The organism is Streptomyces sp. NPDC091209, from assembly GCF_044757755.1.
Taxonomy (GTDB): domain Bacteria; phylum Actinomycetota; class Actinomycetes; order Streptomycetales; family Streptomycetaceae; genus Streptomyces.
This window is the reverse complement of record NZ_JBIVVR010000001.1, coordinates 1,212,144-1,226,991: the sequence shown is the minus strand read 5'-3', so window position 1 is coordinate 1,226,991 and position 14,848 is coordinate 1,212,144. Positions and strand designations below refer to the sequence as shown.

The window sequence follows — 14,848 nt, the reverse complement described above, 5'->3', positions numbered from 1 at the left end:
AAGGCCGTGTTCGTGTTCGGGCCCTTCCCCGCACTGCGCGGCGTCAGCGTCATCGCGCCGCGGCCTCTTCCCGTACCGAAGCGGCCGGTGTCGTGGCGTCGCTGCCTGCCGGTGTCGACGGATCCATCAGCGCCCACCAGCCGATGACGCCGAGGACGACGGCCGTCAGGACCGTGGAGGGGCCGCCGATGTCCGCGTACACGAAGTCGACGAGCTGCCAGACGATCAGCCCGATCGCGACGAGCGCGCAGTCCGTGCCGGGCCGGGTGCCGCCCGGGGCTAGGCCGGGCCCCGTGGCGTCCGGTGGCGTGCGGCGCACGCGGACCAGCCCGCGCAGCGAGCACACCAGGAGCGCGAGCCAACTGCCCGCGAGGGCGAGCAGCCCGATCAGACCCTGCTCGCTGAGGACGAGGAGATACATGTTGTGCGGCGAGAGCAGCGGCTGCTTCTGATAGGCGGCACCCGCGCCCGCGGTGTCGCTGCCCGAGGAGAGGGCGAGCGAGGCGTGACCGTCCCGGTTGTCGGGGAAGCCCTTCAACCCGACGCCCGTCAGGGGGTGTTCGCGCCACATGTCGGTGGCCGCCGCCCACATCGTGTACCGGTCGGTCACCGACTGGTCCGGCGCGTCGGTGACCTGCGTGATGCTGGCGATGCGCTCCTGGAGCATCGACGTGCCGGCACCCAGCCCGCCCACGAGGATCATCCCGGCGGCGGCCAGCGCGGCGGCCACCTTCACCGCGCGCCGCAGCCCCGCCAGCACCAGTTGCGCGCCGCAGGCCACGGCCGTGGCGATCCACGCGCCCCGGCTGAACGACAGGGCGAGCGGCGGCAGCAGGGCCAGCGCGCACAGCACGGCGACCGAGCGCTGCCGAGCCTCACCCGTCCCCAGGGCCAGCGCCACCGCGCACACCAGCCCGAACGCGACCACCGTCGCCATGCCCATCACGTCGGTCGGCCCGAAGGTCCCGACCGCCCGGACGTCCTCGCCCTGGTACGAGGCGCCGGTCCCGGTGACGTACTGCCGTACCCCGACCGCCCCCTGCCACAGCGCCAGAGCGACGAACGACCAGGCCAGCAGTCGCAGGTCGCGCCGGTCACGCACGAGCAGCAGGACCGCGGCCGGTACCAGGACGAAGATCTGCAGATAGCGGGTGAGGCCGGCGATCCCGGTTCCCGGGTCCGCCGCCCCGGCCGCCGAGACGGCGATGCCGATCACCGGGAGCCCGAGGACCACGGCGGCGGTCCGGGACAGGGGGCGCCGCCGGGCCCGTACGAGATGGATCGCGCAACAGAGCACCACGAGGCCGGACATGGCGTCCGCGATGTTCGCGCCCCCCTCGGCGCTCGGCACGATCGGCAGCCCGAGCAGTGCCATCACCGCCACGACGGGCAGCATCGGCAGCGCGCGCCGGAGGGCGGCGGTCAGTGTGTCCAGGGGCGTGACGGGCAGGGCGTGGCTCATCGGCTCAGCTCCCGGTCGGGCGCACGAGCGCGGCGGCCGTACGCAGCAGGATGCAGACGTCCTGCCACAGCGACCAGTTGTCGATGTACGCGTTGTCGAACCGGCAGCGGTCCTCGATCGAGGTGTCGCCGCGCAGCCCGTGCACCTGGGCGAGCCCGGTGATGCCGGTCTGCATCCGGTGACGGGCCGCGTAGCCGGGGTAGGTCTGGCTGAACTTGGCCACGAAGTACGGCCGTTCGGGACGCGGGCCGACCAGGCTCATGTCGCCCCAGAGGACGTTCAGGAGCTGGAGGAGCTCATCGAGCGAGGTGCGTCTGAGGAAATGGCAGAACCGGCTCATCTCCTGTTCGTTGGCCACGCTCCAGCGGGTCGCGGCCTCGTGCGCGTCGACCGGGCGGTGGGTGCGGAACTTCAGCAGGGTGAACGGCCGCCCGTCCTTGCCGATGCGCTCCTGCCGGAACACCACACCGGGCCCGTCGGTCAGCCGAAGGACGACCGCGCACAGCAGCAGCAGCGGACTGACCAGCAGCAACAGGGTGCCGGAGACGGCGACGTCGAGGAGCCGCTTGCCGAGGCTGGCGCGCCGTCGGCCGATCGACAGGCGGCGGCAGGCGAACCCGGCCAGGGTGTGCCGGCTCTCCCGGTCGTACGAAGGGGAGTCCGGGTCGACCTCCCACAGCTCGCAGCCCGCGAGGGCCAGCGCCCGCAGCATCGGCCCGCGTCCGCTCGGCGGTTCCACCACGAGCACGGCCCGCACACCGTTCTGGATGAGGGCCCGCTGCACTTCCTCGCCGGTGGTGAGAACCGGGAGTCCGTCGAGGCCGGCCGGCTGGTCGGAGACGACACCGACCGGCCGTACCCCGCAGTTCGGATGGCGCAGGAAGGCCGCGGCCACCCGCTGCGCCGTTCCCGCGGGACCGATCACAAGGGCCGCGCCGGGGTGCTGCACGAGGGCCCGGCGCCGCCGCCAGTGCACCGTGCCGCGGCCCGCGCAGCTGATCCCCGCCTGGGCGGCGCACCCCAGGGCCAGCGTCCGGGCCGACAGCGCGCCGTCCGGGGCGAACGCGGCGAGCAGGGCGGCCAGCGTGCACCAGGTGACCGCGATCCGCGCGCAGACGGCGGGCAGTTCGTCGAGCAGGGCAGGCAGCGGCGCAGGCCGGTACAGTGACGCCCGCGCGTTCAGAGCGACCACGCCGAGCAGCAGCGCGACGAGGAACAACGGGTGGCGCTGGATCTCGGTGAGGGTCTGCCCGGCCGCCAGCGCCGCGACCGCGTCCATGGTGGCCAGTGGCAGCCAGGAGGCAGGCCAGGGCGCGGTCCGTGGCCCGGCCGGGAACCTGAAACCGCCGGCGGTCTCGCGCGAGGGCATGACCGAGACGGGTGAGAATCCGTACTCCCGGGGCTGTCCGCCGGGGGAGGGAACGGTGCTTTCCGCAGTCACGAGTGGATGGACTCCCTGCACTCGGTGTGGTCCGCGCACATGACGCTCCCGGCGTCCTGCGGCTGTCGGCCGGCCAGCAGTTCGCGGTACACCCCCGCGACCGCGTCGGCCGTGAGGCGCACGTCGTGCGTGGTCAGTACGTGGCGGCGTCCCTGGTGGCCGAGCGATTCGCGCAGCAGCGGATCGGACAGCAGCGCGCCGATCGCCTCCGCCAGCGGTCCCGGCTCCGGCGAGGGCACCAGGCAGCGGGCGTCATGCCCCGGCGGCAGGCTCTCGCGGGCGCCGTCCACGTCCGTCATCACGACCGGACGCCCGCAGGCCATGGCCTCCAGCGGAGCCAGCGCCATGCCCTCCCAACGGGACGGCAGCACCACCAGATCGGCGGCCTGGTACCAGGGCACCGCGTCGGTGGCGGCCCCGGCGAAGAGCACGTCACGCGGTGCCCCGGCGCGCAGCCGCGCGGCGTCCGGCCCGTCCCCGACGAGCACGAGCCGGGCCGCGGGTACCCGCCGCAGCACCGCGGGCCACGCCTCCAGCAGGATGTCCTGCCCCTTCTGCCGGCACAGCCGTCCCACGCACACCACCAGCGGAGCCGCCGGATCGACCCCGGAGAGCAGGGGAATCCCGGCTCGTACGGTGTCCACGGACGCGGGGTGGAAACGCTCCGGGTCGACACCGTTTGGGATCACCCGCCACGGGGCGCGCACTCCGGCGCGTACGCCGGTCGCACGCTCCGCCTCGCTCACGCACACCACCCGGGACGCCCAACGCGCCCCCCATCGCTCCCATCGCAGCGCGAGCGCCGCGGCGGCACCGTCGACGGCCTCGAACGACCAGGCGTGCGGCTGGAACACCGTCGGCACCCGTCCGCGCAGCGCGAGCCGGACCGCGAGCCCCGCCTTGGCACTGTGGGCGTGCACCACATCGGGCCGCACCCGTGCCAGGACACGGCCGAGCCGTCGTACCTCCTGGGCCAGTTGGGGCCCCGGCGCACGCGTCGCGTGCCAGGGCCGTACGTCCGCGCCGAGCGCCCGTACCTCCCGGGCGAAGCCGTTGCCGTCCGGGCAGGCGACGGTCACCCGCGTTCCGGCGGCGAGCTGTGCCCTGACGAGGTCGGTGACCACCCGGGCGACACCGCCGTCGATCGGTTGCGTGACATGAAGGACCCGCGGCGGAGGGTCTGTTGGCAGATGCATGCGCGGTCCCTTGCTCACGGGCGGCGCGCCGGGGCGCGCGTCACTGCTTCGCGTCGACGGCGGCGAACAGTGCTCCGACCCGGGCCGCGTCCCGCTGCGAAACGATCCGGAAGGCCAACTGGTCACCCCCGCGACGGATCCCCTTACCAAGCTCGAGGACGTCCGAGCCGCTCAGCACCGTCGGCGCACCGCGGCCCGTCGAGACGGACAGCGAGTCGCCCCTGCGTCCGCGGTCGCCGTTGTACGCGACCAGGCCCACCCGGCCCCGCACGATCCCGGGGAGGTGACGGACCTCCGCGCGGCACGTGGGTGCCGTGCCGCGGGTCGCCCCGGCTGTTCGCGCAGGGCCGTGGCGGAGGGCGGACTTCGTTGAACTCCGGCAGCTGATCGAGGAGTTCGCGGCCCGCACGACTCCGCCGTGCTGGAGCGCCTGGTGCCGCCGCGTGAACGTCGGCGCCGGAGCCTTCGCGGCGGGCGCCGTGTCGGTGGGCGGCTCCGCGGACGCGGGGCCGCCCGGTGCCCGGAAGGTGGCGGGGGCGGAGCAGCCGATGAGCGCACGGCGCAGCAGCAGACCCGGGGAAGTACGCATGACCGGCGGTGCCCTTTCGGGGGAAAAGGTTCGGGACCAGCGGAAGGACGGAAAATCTGAGGATCAGACGGGTGCGCGCCGGCTCCCCGTCCGCTCCCGACGCCGGTCGACGCCTGCTTCCAGGCGCCCTCGGAGGTGCCCGACTCTAGCGGGTGTCCGTATTTATCAGGGAAAGCTTGCATGTGTGTCGTATTGGTGAAGCTCGACCGTTTGCGAGATCACCCCTTTGGAGGCACAACCCGCATGTGCGCCGCGCGTTGAATCCAGAGCCGGGCACCCCGCCCGGATGTTGACTCGATTTCCAAGGAGCACTTCTCCATGTCGCGTATCGCGAAGGGCCTGGCCCTGACCTCCGTTGCCGCCGCCGCTGTGGCCGGCGCCGCCGGCATCGCCGCCGCCGACAGCGGCGCGCACGGCGCGGCCGCCCACTCCCCCGGCGTCCTGTCGGGCAACGTCGTGCAGGTTCCCGTTCACGTTCCGGTCAACGTGTGCGGCAACACCGTCGACGTCATCGGTCTGCTGAACCCCACGTTCGGCAACACCTGCGCCAACGGCTGACGTCATCGCGGACCCTTCTGCCGGCCGTCCTTCCGAAAGGGAGGGCGGCCGGTCCGCGTTGCCGTGCAGGCGGCGGCCGTTCGCCCGCGGGGTCCGACAGGAGCGCGGAGGTCCCGTGGGGGGATGAGACGCGCCGTTCGTTCGAGTGGGGTGCAGGAATTTTCTGCACGCGGAGTTTCCGCCGCGTCCGGGGCTCGTTAGGCAGCGCATAGAGGAATTCCCTCCGGCGACATCGGTCGCCGAAGAAAGGAACACGATGAAGTCCCTCAAGGCCGCCGCTGTAGTCGCCGGATCCCTGGTCGTCGCCGGTGCCGCCGCGCCCGCGTTCGCCGCCGGAGCCTCCGGCCTCACGCCCTCCAGTCTCAACGGCGCCCTGGAGACCGTCACCAGCCAGCGTTCGGTCAGCGCGCAGGATGTCCTGCCGCTGCAGCACCAGTCGAACGCGCTGGACACCGAGAACAAGAGCTCGCTGCTCAACGGCGTGAGCGGCGCGACGAAGACGCTCAACACGGCCAGCGGCCCCCAGCAGCTTCTGGGTGGCCTTCCCCCTCGGGGTTAGTCGTATTCATCGGGCGCGTGTCCTTCCGCAATGCCGAACCGCATTTCCCTAGGCTCTGGAGAAAATCTCCGGGAAAATCTCCGAGGAAAGGGCTGACAATGAACACTGCCAAGAAGGCCGCACTGATTTTCGCCACCGCCGGAATGGCCGCGGGTGCCGCCGCGGGCAGTGCCGCCGCGGACTCTGGTGCCGAGGGTGCGGCGGTCGGTTCCCCGGGTGTCCTGTCGGGCAATGTCGTGCAGGTTCCCGTTCACGTTCCGGTCAATGTCTGCGGCAACACCGTCGACGTCGTCGGCCTGCTGAACCCGACTTTCGGCAACGTCTGCGTCAACGACTGACGGCGTCCATCCGACGCGGTGAGAAGGGCCGATTCCGCGGGCGCGGAATCGGCCTTCGCGCTGTTCGAGCCGAGTCCCTCGTTCGTGTGGTCACGCTCCCGGTCATCGCCCGGTCGGGTGATTTCGGGTCAGAACCCGAACGGGCGCATCGATAAGGTTCCGCGGTGACCTCAACCTCAAGCGAAATGCGCCCTCTTCGGGTCGCCGATCTCGGCACGCTCGCCGTCATGGCATTCAGCGGCGAAGCCCCCGACGGAGACATGCCCTATCTCCTCGCCTACTCGCTGGGCGACGGCGAAGGCGGCCCGGAAGGATCCGCGGCCGCCGTCCGGCAGCTCCTGATCGACAACGGACTGCCCGCGGGCGACACCCTCATCGACGGTTCCCGGCAGCCGGGTCTGCCGCTCACCCTGCTCGTCGAGGCGGACCAGGCCGTCGTCAGCATGCCGCACCTCAACGCCCAGTGCGCCGCTCCGCCGGAGTGGCTCGCCGCCGTGGGGGAACGCGGCTACGCCTACTTCCTGTTCGCCACCTGCGCCTGGCCGGTGGCCGAGCCGGGCAAGCCCGTCGCTCCCGAGGATCTGACGGCCTTCGCCGGCGACGAGGAGACCCTGCTCAGCGCGGCGCACGTACTGCTGCCCGCGCGCAGCCTGCGCGGCTGATGACGGCCGCCGCGGGACGGGGGACGGACGGCGGCGATGCGCGCGGGCGCACCGTCGGCAGCGGTCGTGCCCTCGCCCTGCTGCTGGTGATCACGGGCGCCGCCGGTCTTCTGGCCGCGTGGGTCATCACGATCGACAAGTTCAAGCTGCTGGAGAACCCGAACTTCGTGCCCGGGTGCAGCCTGAACCCGGTCGTCTCCTGCGGCAACATCATGAAGAGTGCCCAGGCCTCGGCCTTCGGCTTCCCGAACCCCATGATGGGGCTCGTCGCCTACGGCATCGTGATCTGTGTCGGCGTGAGCCTGCTGACCGGTGCGGGATTTCCCCGCTGGTACTGGCTGACCTTCAACGCGGGAATGCTCTTCGGCGTCGGATTCTGCACCTGGCTCCAGTTCCAGTCGTTCTACCGGATCAACTCGCTGTGCCTGTGGTGCTGTCTGGCATGGGTCGCCACGATCATCATGTTCTGGTACGTCACCTCTTTCAATGTACGGAACGATTTTCTGCCCGCGCCGGACTGGCTGAAGGTATTCCTCGCGGAATTCACCTGGGTTTTTCCGGTGCTGCACATCGGCGTCATCGGAATGCTGATCCTCACCCGTTGGTGGGATTTCTGGACGGGCTGATTCTCCCTATCGGACGACCAATGAGTCCGCCGGGGGAATCCTGCGCTGATCGCGTTCCCGGAATCGTGGTCTCTCCGCGCCGGCGGCCGACGTGCGGACGCTGACTCAGGGAGCGTCCGTGGACAGCCCGCTCGGGGCGCCGAACCCCGACCGCTTCGGTTTTCCCGAACTGAGACCGCCTCAGGCCGCCGTGCTCGCACCGCTGCTGAAGACCGTGCCGGGGGCGAACGTGGAGATGGGTCCGGGGGCCCAGCCGGTCCGGTCCGGGGGAGCGTGCCCGGGAGTCAGGACCGGGCCTGCCGACCGAACCATCGGGCGCCGCCGTCGTTGATCCCGCTGAAGCGGATCGAAGCAGCCTGAATTCGTCGAGGAGTGATGCATGGTCATCGGCTGGGTGTCGAGCAGAGTGCCGAGGCGCGGGCGGGGCCGGGTGCCGGTCGGCCGGGGGCGCGGCCGCGGGGCGGAGCTCGTCGTGGGTGGAATGGCGTTGACCCGGCGAGGCGCCCTGCGGGGTCTGCTCGTGTCGGCCGTCGGCGTGGCGCTGGCCCCCGTCGTCGCGGCCTCACGGCCGCCGCGCCGGCACCGCCCCGAGGACCTCTCCTTCGACGAGATGTACCGGGGCCGGCACATCCTCGGCACGAAGGGTGGTTCGGACGGCCGGGCCGCGTTCGCCGGCGCCGAGTGGCAGGTCACGGTGGACGAACGGCCGCTGCATCTGATGCGCCGTGCGGACGGCAGCTATCTCAGCATGGTGGACCACTACGAGTCGTATCCGACACCGCTGGCGGCGGTGCGCGCGGCCGTCGACGAGCTGGGCCCCGCCGAACACCTCCGGGCCATGGACCGCAAGGCGGGCGGCGCGGCCGCGGGCGGTGCGCGGGGGACCGGCGGACGGCAGAGCGGTGCGAAGGGGGGTGGCCACCACCATGGTGTACACGCGTAAGAACGCCGGCACCCTCACGAGCGCGGAGCGCCGCCGCTTCGTCACCGCGATGCTGGAGGTCAAACGCCGGGGACAGTACGACGAGTTCGTCCGGACACACATCGATTACTACGTCTCGGACGGCGACGGCGGACTGCGCGCCGCGCACATGGCGCCCTCGTTCCTGCCCTGGCACCGGCGGTTCCTGCTGGACCTGGAGCGGGCGCTGCAGCGCGTGGACCCCGGGGTGAGCGTGCCGTACTGGGACTGGACGCGGGACCGCACGCCGTCCGCCGCGCCGTGGACGAAGGACCTGCTCGGCGGCGACGGGCGGCGCTCGGACCGGCAGGTCATGACCGGACCCTTCGCCTACGCGCAGGGCAACTGGAAGATCAAGGAAGGGGTGACCGACGGCGCGTTCCTCACGCGGGAGTTCGGCCGCCCGCGCAAGCCGCTCCAACTCCCCACCCAGAGCGAGCTGAACGCGGCCCTTGAGGATCCCGTCTACGACGCGGCGCCCTTCAACTCGACCTCCAGGCGCGGCTTCCGGAACCGGCTGGAGGGATGGGGACACGGGCCGGGCAACGCCACCTGGGGAAACCACAACCGCGTCCACCGCTGGGTCGGCGGTCACATGCTGGGCGGCGCCTCCGTCAACGACCCCGTCTTCTGGCTGCACCACGCCTTCATCGACCTTCAGTGGTCCCGCTGGCAGAAGCGCCACGGGGGCGCCCGCTATCTGCCCGAACGCCCCCCGGGTCGCAACGACTCCCAGTACCGCCGCATCGTCGCCCGGCACGAGAAGATGCCCCCGTGGGGTGTGACACCGGAGGCGATGGAGGACCACAGCGCCGTCTACCGGTACGCCTAGCGGGCATGGCGAGGCCCCCGGCAGTCACTTCCTGCCGGGGGCCTGTCGTGTGCTGGACTCAGTTGCCGTAGCCGTGGTCGACGTGCTTGACGTGCTTGACGTGCTTGCTGTGGTCGACGTGGCGCTCCTTGTGGTGGCCCCCGCCGTTCACGCAGGTGTTGCCGAAGGCCGGGTTCAGCAGACCGACGACGTTGATCGTGTTGCCGCACACATTGACCGGCACGTGGATCGGGACCTGGATGACGTTGCCCGACAGGACACCGGGCGAGCCGACGGCCCCGCCCTGGGCGCCGGCGTCAGCCATGGCCAGACCGGCCCCGCTGAGCGCCACGGCACCCGTGCCCACGACGACTGCGGCGGCCTTCGCGATGCGAGACATCACGTTCTCCTTTGAATCGGTGAGTGCGGCGGCACGGACGCGACCGCACTCCCCCTTCAACGCCCCCGTCCACACCTGGTCACGGGCGTTCAGCGGGGGATCCCTCTTCGAACTGGAGCCGTACGGACGGTTGTTCATCCGGCCCGATCCCGTGCCCGCCCTTCGGGACTTCGGGACCTCTGTACTTCGGGATACGGGACTACGGGATTATGGGGCACGCCGACCGGGCGGACCGGCGGCGAACGGTCGGACGACCGGCCGAGCGGACCCCGGTCAGCCGAGGCGGCGCAGCGGTGTGCCCGCGAGGAACGCCGCGATGTTCTCGACCGCCGCGCCGTAGTACGTCTCGTAGTTGGCACGCGACACATAGCCGAGGTGCGGAGTGGCCAGCAGGCGCGGGGCCGTGCGCATCGGGTGGCCGGCGGGCAGCGGCTCGACGTCGAACACGTCCAGGCCGGCTCCGGCGATGCTTCCCTCGCGCAGCGCGGCCAGCAGGGCGTCCTGGTCGACGATCGCCGAGCGCGAGGTGTTGACGAGGAAGGCGGTCGGCTTGAGGAGGGCCAGTTCGGCGGCGCCGACAAGGCCCCGGGTGCGGTCGCCGAGCGCGAGGTGGACGGAGACGAAGTCGCTGCCCGCCAGCAGCTCTTCCTTGGTGGGGGCGAGCTCCACCCCCACCTCCTCGGCGCGCTCCGCGGTGAGGTTCTGGCTCCACGCGCTGACCCGCATGCCGAACGCGAGGCCCACCTGGGCGACCCGGGCGCCGATCTTGCCCAGCCCGAGCAGACCGAGCCGGCGGCCGTGCAGATCGGCGCCGACGGTGCTCTGCCAGGGACCGCCCGCCCGCAACGCGTTGTGCTCCGTGACGATCCCCCGCGCGAGGCCGAGCAGCAGCGCCCAGGTCAGTTCGACCGGGGGCGTCGAGGTACTCGGCGTGCCGCACACGGTCACCCCGTGCGCCTCGGCGGCCGCGTAGTCGATCACCGTGTTGCGCATCCCGGAGGCGATCAACAGCCTGAGCCTGGGCAGCCGGGCCAGCAGGGACGCCGGGAAGGGCACGCGTTCGCGGAGTGTGACGACGATGTCGAACTCCGCCAGTGCGGCGGCCAGCGCGTCCTCGTCGGCGAAGTGCCGGTCGAAACAGGTGACTTCCACGCTGTCGGCGACGGGCGACCAGTCGGCGATCTCGGTCGCGACGCTCTGATAGTCGTCCAGCACGGCACAGCGAAGTCGCATGTCGGGTCCCTCCCAGGCTCAGCAGGGACCCTATCCGAGCGGTGGCCGGGAGAGCCGGGCAGCCCGTGCCGGACGGCTCCCCGGGGAAGCCGCGACGGTCACTCGTTCCCCATGGCAGTATCTGGGCTCCATGAGTGCGTCCCTGGCGGTACGGAGTTTGCGCGCGGCGGTGTTCGCCGTGCTGTGCGTGCTGCTGGCCGCCGGGGGGCACGTGCTCGCCACCGGGCAGGCGCCGCCGCGCTGGGCGGACGGCGCCGGACTTCTCGCCGTCTTCGCCGTCGGCTGTCCACTGGGCGGCCGTGAACGGTCCCTGTTCGGGATAGGCGGCGCGATGCTGGTCGCGCAGGCCGGACTCCACCTCGGCTTCGAGGCCGCCCGGCCGCGCATGGCGATGGACATGCACGGGGCGTCCATGATGGCCCCGCACACGCACGCCCTGACCCCCCACGCCACAGCCGCGCATGTCGCCGCGGCCCTGCTGACGACCTGGTGGCTGCGACGCGGCGAGGCCGCCCTGTGGTCCCTGCTGCGCCGGGCCGTGGCCTTCGTGCCGGGCCTCGCCGCGTGGTGGAGGGCGCGTACGGCCCCGCCTCCCGTACGGCCGTACGGCGATCCCGTGGGACGGACTCCGGCCGAGCCGTGGCCGCTCCGGCAGACGCTGCTCCGCCACGCAGTCTCGCGCCGGGGACCGCCGACAGGGCTCGCGTACACGCCCTGACCACGTTCCCCCCAGTACGGAGTTCCCCAGATGTTCCCGATGAGCACCACCCTGCGCCGCACCGGCACGGTCGCCGCCCTCGCCACCGCGGGCCTCCTGACCGCCGCCGGCGCCGCCTTCGCGCATGTGACGGTCCACCCCGAGAGCTACGCCAAGGGAGCCACGGACGGTCTCCTGAGCTTCCGTGTCCCCAACGAGGAGGACACCGCCAGCACCACCAAGGTGCAGGTCTTCCTGCCCACCGATCATCCGGTCCTGGGCGTCCTGGTCACCCCGCAGGAGGGCTGGACCGCCAAGGTGACGACCATCAAGCTGAAGAAGCCCATCAAGACGGACGACGGCACGATCACCGACGCCGTCTCCGAGATCACCTGGACCGGGGGCAGGATCCGCCACGGCCAGTTCCAGGACTTCGAGGTCGCGTTCGGCCAACTGCCCGACGACACCGACCAACTGAGCTTCAAGACGCTCCAGACCTACTCGGACGGCAACGTCGTCCGCTGGATCGAGGAGCCTCAGAAGGGCGCGGCGGAGCCGGAGAGCCCGGCTCCGGCGCTGACCCTCACCGCCAAGGGCGCGGGCGAAGACACTTCTTCGGCCGGTACCGCGGCCGGTACCGGGGCCTCCGGATCCGACTCGTCCGCGGGGTCCTCGTCCTCGGCGGCCAAGGAATCGACCGCGAGCGACAAGAGCAGTGACTCCACCGCCCGTGCTCTGGGCACAGCGGGCCTGATCGTCGGAGTCCTCGGCCTGATCGCGGCCGGATTCGCCGTCGTACGCGTCCGGAGCGCCCGCTCCTAGTCGCTGCGGTACCTTCCGTCCCGCCGAGGCCAACTCCCGTCGGCGGGGCGGAAGGTCCCCACGGTCACACACCGCAACCCCGACGGATCACCGCGCACCCCGCCGAGGCCGCACTCTCCCCGGTGGCCCGGTGGCCCGGTGGCCCGGTGGCCCGGTGGCCCGGTGGCCGGGACGCTGTGCGCCGGGGGACGGGTGCGGTAGAGCGCCCGTGCGGCACAGAGCAGCCTTGTGGCTGGGTAGCCGGGTGGCCCGGTGGTCGGGGTGCCGGGCCGATCAGATCTGCGGCGGTGTCTGCTTCCTGCGGACGAGGACCACCACGGCCCCGCCGATCACGACGAGGGCGATGGCTGCGCCCGCGATGATCGGCGTCGCGTCGGAGCCGCCGGTCTCGGCGAGGTCGGTGCCGCCGCTGGAGCCGCCCACCGACGCCGGGCTCGGCTCGCTGAGGGTCTGGGTCGAGACATCGGTCGCGGCACCCTGGGTCTTGCAGTCCAGCACGCCCTTGAACCGCTTCTCGACGCCGTTCGGGCCGCCGATGCCGAAGTCGTACGCCTGGTCCTCCTGCAACGGGATGGTGACCGTCTGGGACGCGCCCGCCGCGATGGTGTGCTCGACACCCATCAGGTCGAAGGTGAACGCCTCGTCGCCCTTGTTGGCCGCCGTGATGTCCACACCGCCCTTGGCGCAGTTCTTCTGGGCGGACAGGGCGGGTATCGCACCCTTCGCGGCCCAGGTCGCTGTGGCCGTTGCGGACACGGTGGACTCGCTGGAGCCCGCGAGGATCTGCGTCTGACTGCGGGTGTCCGAGGTGAAGGCCCGGCCGACCGGCACGGTCGTGGAGGCCTGCACGGTGAGCGACGCGGAACCGTCCGTGCTGTCCTTCGGCACGTCGAAGAAGAGCCGGCTGCCGTCGACCGCGGAGGTGATCGCCTTGCCGTCCTTGTCCACGACCTTCACCCCGCTGGCGGCGGTGTCGGTGGGGGGTGTCACCGTCACTCTGCCCGCGTTGGTGTGCACCGTGACCGGGCCGAGCCGCTCGCCCGGGTGGCCGGAGACCGCGGCCGGCGCGAGCGTCAGCGAGGCCTCGGGCTCCGGCAGGTTCCGCGCGTTCTTCTGCAGATAGTCCGCGAGCTTCTCCGCCCGCGGGTCCGCGGCCTCCACGTCGGCGCCGTCCGAGAACCGCCAGATGGCCACCTGCGTACCGGCCGCCGCGTCCTGCTCGGTGAGGCCGGTGGCACCGGCCTCCTGGGCCAGCGCCGCCAGGTCGTTGACCTGCGGGTACGAGTTCTGCAGGATCCAGCGGATCCTGCCCGCGTCCTTGTTGCCGTTCAGCGATGTGCCGCTCCAGGAGGTCTCCTGGTATCTGGCGTCCCGCTGTGTCGGGTTGTGGAGGTCGATGCAGTAGGTCTGCAGCATGCCGCCGTTGTCGACGGACATCTCGAACAGGCCGGCCGAGACCCAGGAGTCCTCGCCGTTCTCATGGATGACCGCCGACCCGTATGTCTTCAGGTCGCCGATGGTGGCGGTCGCTCCACCCTGGCTCTGCGGGGTCCCGTCGGCGGCGGCCGTACCGGCTGCGGCGATCGTCCCCGCGGCCGCGAGCCCCCACACCAACGCCGCGGCGGCGAGGCGGGCCGCCCCTCGACCGCGCGCGGACAACGCAGAGAACGCAGAAGACACAGAATTCCCCTTCGAGCAGGACCCTTTGACATGGGGGACGGTCCCGCCAGCAGAATCAGAAGCCCCGAGAGCTGTGTTCGGCATCCTAAAGAAGCGGTGCATCGCTCTCCCCGGTCATGTCATCCGATAACCGATCCGACTCGGAATCGTTATCGCGATCACGTCGGTGAGCTGGGCCTATCGACAAATCTACGAGGGGTGTTCGCAGTGTATTTGTCGATAAGCCGCAGTTCGGTCAGATCGTGGCTCTCTCTGACATCACGTCACCCCAACCGGTTCGGGCCGCTGTTGGGGGGCGCTGCCGGGCGGAGTGCCGGGCGCGCCGCCGGGTGGGGTGTCGGGCGCCGATTCCCAACTGGGCTCGGGGCGGTGGGCCGCAGCCGGCTCGCCCTCCTTGGACGGGCGCCGGAAGGCCGACGTACCGCGGGAGAGGTCGTGGCCGATCGCCACCGCGTCGATCTCCGCCGACGTCCAGTTCTCCCCGTCACGCGTCTCGGTGCGCACCTTCAGCCGGCCCTGCACGATGACGGGGTCGCCCACCGACACCGAGGCTCCCACGTTCGTGGCGAGCGCTCGATTGGCCCACACCGTGAAGAAGTTGGTGTGTCCGTCCGTCCACCCGCTCTTCTCGCGGTCCCAGTACCGCGAGGTCACCGCCAGCCTGAACCGCGCCGACGCGCCGTTCGCCAATTCCCGGTACACGGGCCGTGTCGCCACATTGCCCACCGCGCACACCATGGTCTCGTTCATCGTGCATCCCTCCCGTGCGAATCCGTCTGCCGCGGCGAGCGCATGCGCTGCGATCGCCGCGGG

General features: G+C 71.6%; 17 protein-coding genes. 9 read left to right on the top strand and 8 right to left on the bottom strand.

What is annotated here, in order from left to right; all coding sequences use genetic code 11:
* Positions 1-49: 49 nt before the first annotated feature.
* From ACIQRL_RS05350 to ACIQRL_RS05335, 4 genes are read right to left on the bottom strand one after another with little or no spacing between them, the layout of a single operon-like run.
* The gene (locus tag ACIQRL_RS05350; protein ID WP_401327240.1) at positions 50-1,462 is read right to left on the bottom strand and encodes an O-antigen ligase family protein; all 1,413 of its coding nucleotides are present in this window, start codon (positions 1,460-1,462) and stop codon (positions 50-52) included.
* Between the two features lie 4 nt (positions 1,463-1,466).
* Entirely contained in the window at positions 1,467-2,903 is a 1,437-nt protein-coding gene (locus tag ACIQRL_RS05345; protein WP_401327237.1) for a sugar transferase, read from the bottom strand.
* A complete protein-coding gene (locus ACIQRL_RS05340) occupies positions 2,900-4,099 on the bottom strand; it encodes a glycosyltransferase family 4 protein (RefSeq protein ID WP_401327234.1) in 1,200 nt (399 codons plus the stop codon). Before ACIQRL_RS05340 ends, ACIQRL_RS05345 begins: the two co-directional genes overlap by 4 nt.
* Positions 4,100-4,139: 40 nt before the next feature.
* Positions 4,140-4,688, bottom strand: a complete 549-nt coding sequence (locus ACIQRL_RS05335) for a hypothetical protein (protein ID WP_401327231.1) — start codon at positions 4,686-4,688, stop codon at positions 4,140-4,142.
* Positions 4,689-5,006: 318 nt separating this feature from the next.
* Here ACIQRL_RS05335 and chpG point away from each other — a divergent pair, with 318 nt between their 5' ends.
* From chpG to ACIQRL_RS05300, 7 genes are all read left to right on the top strand, one after another.
* Positions 5,007-5,246, top strand: coding sequence for a chaplin ChpG (chpG, locus tag ACIQRL_RS05330; RefSeq protein WP_401327230.1), 240 nt, complete (start codon positions 5,007-5,009; stop codon positions 5,244-5,246).
* 256 nt (positions 5,247-5,502) lie between these two features.
* Entirely contained in the window at positions 5,503-5,805 is a 303-nt protein-coding gene (locus ACIQRL_RS05325; RefSeq protein WP_401327228.1) for a hypothetical protein, read from the top strand.
* A gap of 98 nt (positions 5,806-5,903) precedes the next feature.
* Complete coding sequence (locus ACIQRL_RS05320) at positions 5,904-6,143, top strand: chaplin (protein WP_401327225.1); 240 nt, start codon at positions 5,904-5,906, stop codon at positions 6,141-6,143.
* Between the two features lie 164 nt (positions 6,144-6,307).
* On the top strand, positions 6,308-6,805 hold the full coding sequence (locus tag ACIQRL_RS05315; RefSeq protein ID WP_401327222.1) for a DUF5949 family protein: 498 nt from the start codon (positions 6,308-6,310) through the stop codon (positions 6,803-6,805).
* Positions 6,805-7,431 (top strand): vitamin K epoxide reductase family protein, encoded by a 627-nt coding sequence (locus tag ACIQRL_RS05310; protein WP_401327219.1) that lies wholly within the window; start codon positions 6,805-6,807, stop codon positions 7,429-7,431. Before ACIQRL_RS05315 ends, ACIQRL_RS05310 begins: the two co-directional genes overlap by 1 nt.
* A 379-nt stretch (positions 7,432-7,810) precedes the next feature.
* Positions 7,811-8,374, top strand: a complete 564-nt coding sequence (locus ACIQRL_RS05305) for a tyrosinase cofactor (protein ID WP_401327216.1) — start codon at positions 7,811-7,813, stop codon at positions 8,372-8,374.
* Positions 8,358-9,224, top strand: a complete 867-nt coding sequence (locus tag ACIQRL_RS05300) for a tyrosinase family protein (protein WP_401327214.1) — start codon at positions 8,358-8,360, stop codon at positions 9,222-9,224. Before ACIQRL_RS05305 ends, ACIQRL_RS05300 begins: the two co-directional genes overlap by 17 nt.
* Positions 9,225-9,282: 58 nt before the next feature.
* Here the strand turns inward: ACIQRL_RS05300 and ACIQRL_RS05295 are convergent, their stop codons facing one another.
* Both ACIQRL_RS05295 and ACIQRL_RS05290 read right to left on the bottom strand, forming a co-directional pair.
* Positions 9,283-9,603 carry a chaplin gene (locus tag ACIQRL_RS05295; RefSeq protein WP_401327211.1) on the bottom strand — a complete coding sequence of 107 codons (321 nt, stop codon included), beginning with the start codon at positions 9,601-9,603 and terminating at the stop codon, positions 9,283-9,285.
* Between the two features lie 273 nt (positions 9,604-9,876).
* Positions 9,877-10,836, bottom strand: a complete 960-nt coding sequence (locus ACIQRL_RS05290) for a D-2-hydroxyacid dehydrogenase family protein (protein ID WP_401327209.1) — start codon at positions 10,834-10,836, stop codon at positions 9,877-9,879.
* Between the two features lie 130 nt (positions 10,837-10,966).
* Between ACIQRL_RS05290 and ACIQRL_RS05285 the strand changes: the two genes are divergently transcribed.
* Both ACIQRL_RS05285 and ACIQRL_RS05280 read left to right on the top strand, forming a co-directional pair.
* Entirely contained in the window at positions 10,967-11,554 is a 588-nt protein-coding gene (locus ACIQRL_RS05285; RefSeq protein WP_401327206.1) for a hypothetical protein, read from the top strand.
* Positions 11,555-11,584: 30 nt separating this feature from the next.
* Positions 11,585-12,355 (top strand): YcnI family protein, encoded by a 771-nt coding sequence (locus ACIQRL_RS05280; protein ID WP_401327204.1) that lies wholly within the window; start codon positions 11,585-11,587, stop codon positions 12,353-12,355.
* A 273-nt stretch (positions 12,356-12,628) separates the two neighbouring features.
* Here the strand turns inward: ACIQRL_RS05280 and ACIQRL_RS05275 are convergent, their stop codons facing one another.
* Positions 12,629-14,035 carry a Cys-Gln thioester bond-forming surface protein gene (locus ACIQRL_RS05275; RefSeq protein WP_401327201.1) on the bottom strand — a complete coding sequence of 469 codons (1,407 nt, stop codon included), beginning with the start codon at positions 14,033-14,035 and terminating at the stop codon, positions 12,629-12,631.
* Between the two features lie 258 nt (positions 14,036-14,293).
* A complete protein-coding gene (locus ACIQRL_RS05270; RefSeq protein WP_401327199.1) occupies positions 14,294-14,785 on the bottom strand; it encodes a single-stranded DNA-binding protein in 492 nt (163 codons plus the stop codon).
* Between the last annotated feature and the right edge of the window lie 63 nt (positions 14,786-14,848).

What these genes read in the sequence shown, in the direction of transcription:
- ACIQRL_RS05350 (WP_401327240.1), bottom strand. Translation starts at nt 1,462, where the DNA reads ATGAGCCACGCCCTGCCCGTCACGCCCCTGGACACACTGACCGCCGCC.
- ACIQRL_RS05340 (WP_401327234.1), bottom strand. Translation starts at nt 4,099, where the DNA reads ATGCATCTGCCAACAGACCCTCCGCCGCGGGTCCTTCATGTCACGCAA.
- ACIQRL_RS05335 (WP_401327231.1), bottom strand. Translation starts at nt 4,688, where the DNA reads ATGCGTACTTCCCCGGGTCTGCTGCTGCGCCGTGCGCTCATCGGCTGC.
- chpG (WP_401327230.1), top strand. Translation starts at nt 5,007, where the DNA reads ATGTCGCGTATCGCGAAGGGCCTGGCCCTGACCTCCGTTGCCGCCGCC.
- ACIQRL_RS05325 (WP_401327228.1), top strand. Translation starts at nt 5,503, where the DNA reads ATGAAGTCCCTCAAGGCCGCCGCTGTAGTCGCCGGATCCCTGGTCGTC.
- ACIQRL_RS05320 (WP_401327225.1), top strand. Translation starts at nt 5,904, where the DNA reads ATGAACACTGCCAAGAAGGCCGCACTGATTTTCGCCACCGCCGGAATG.
- ACIQRL_RS05310 (WP_401327219.1), top strand. Translation starts at nt 6,805, where the DNA reads ATGACGGCCGCCGCGGGACGGGGGACGGACGGCGGCGATGCGCGCGGG.
- ACIQRL_RS05305 (WP_401327216.1), top strand. Translation starts at nt 7,811, where the DNA reads ATGGTCATCGGCTGGGTGTCGAGCAGAGTGCCGAGGCGCGGGCGGGGC.
- ACIQRL_RS05300 (WP_401327214.1), top strand. Translation starts at nt 8,358, where the DNA reads ATGGTGTACACGCGTAAGAACGCCGGCACCCTCACGAGCGCGGAGCGC.
- ACIQRL_RS05295 (WP_401327211.1), bottom strand. Translation starts at nt 9,603, where the DNA reads ATGTCTCGCATCGCGAAGGCCGCCGCAGTCGTCGTGGGCACGGGTGCC.
- ACIQRL_RS05290 (WP_401327209.1), bottom strand. Translation starts at nt 10,836, where the DNA reads ATGCGACTTCGCTGTGCCGTGCTGGACGACTATCAGAGCGTCGCGACC.
- ACIQRL_RS05285 (WP_401327206.1), top strand. Translation starts at nt 10,967, where the DNA reads ATGAGTGCGTCCCTGGCGGTACGGAGTTTGCGCGCGGCGGTGTTCGCC.
- ACIQRL_RS05280 (WP_401327204.1), top strand. Translation starts at nt 11,585, where the DNA reads ATGTTCCCGATGAGCACCACCCTGCGCCGCACCGGCACGGTCGCCGCC.
- ACIQRL_RS05270 (WP_401327199.1), bottom strand. Translation starts at nt 14,785, where the DNA reads ATGAACGAGACCATGGTGTGCGCGGTGGGCAATGTGGCGACACGGCCC.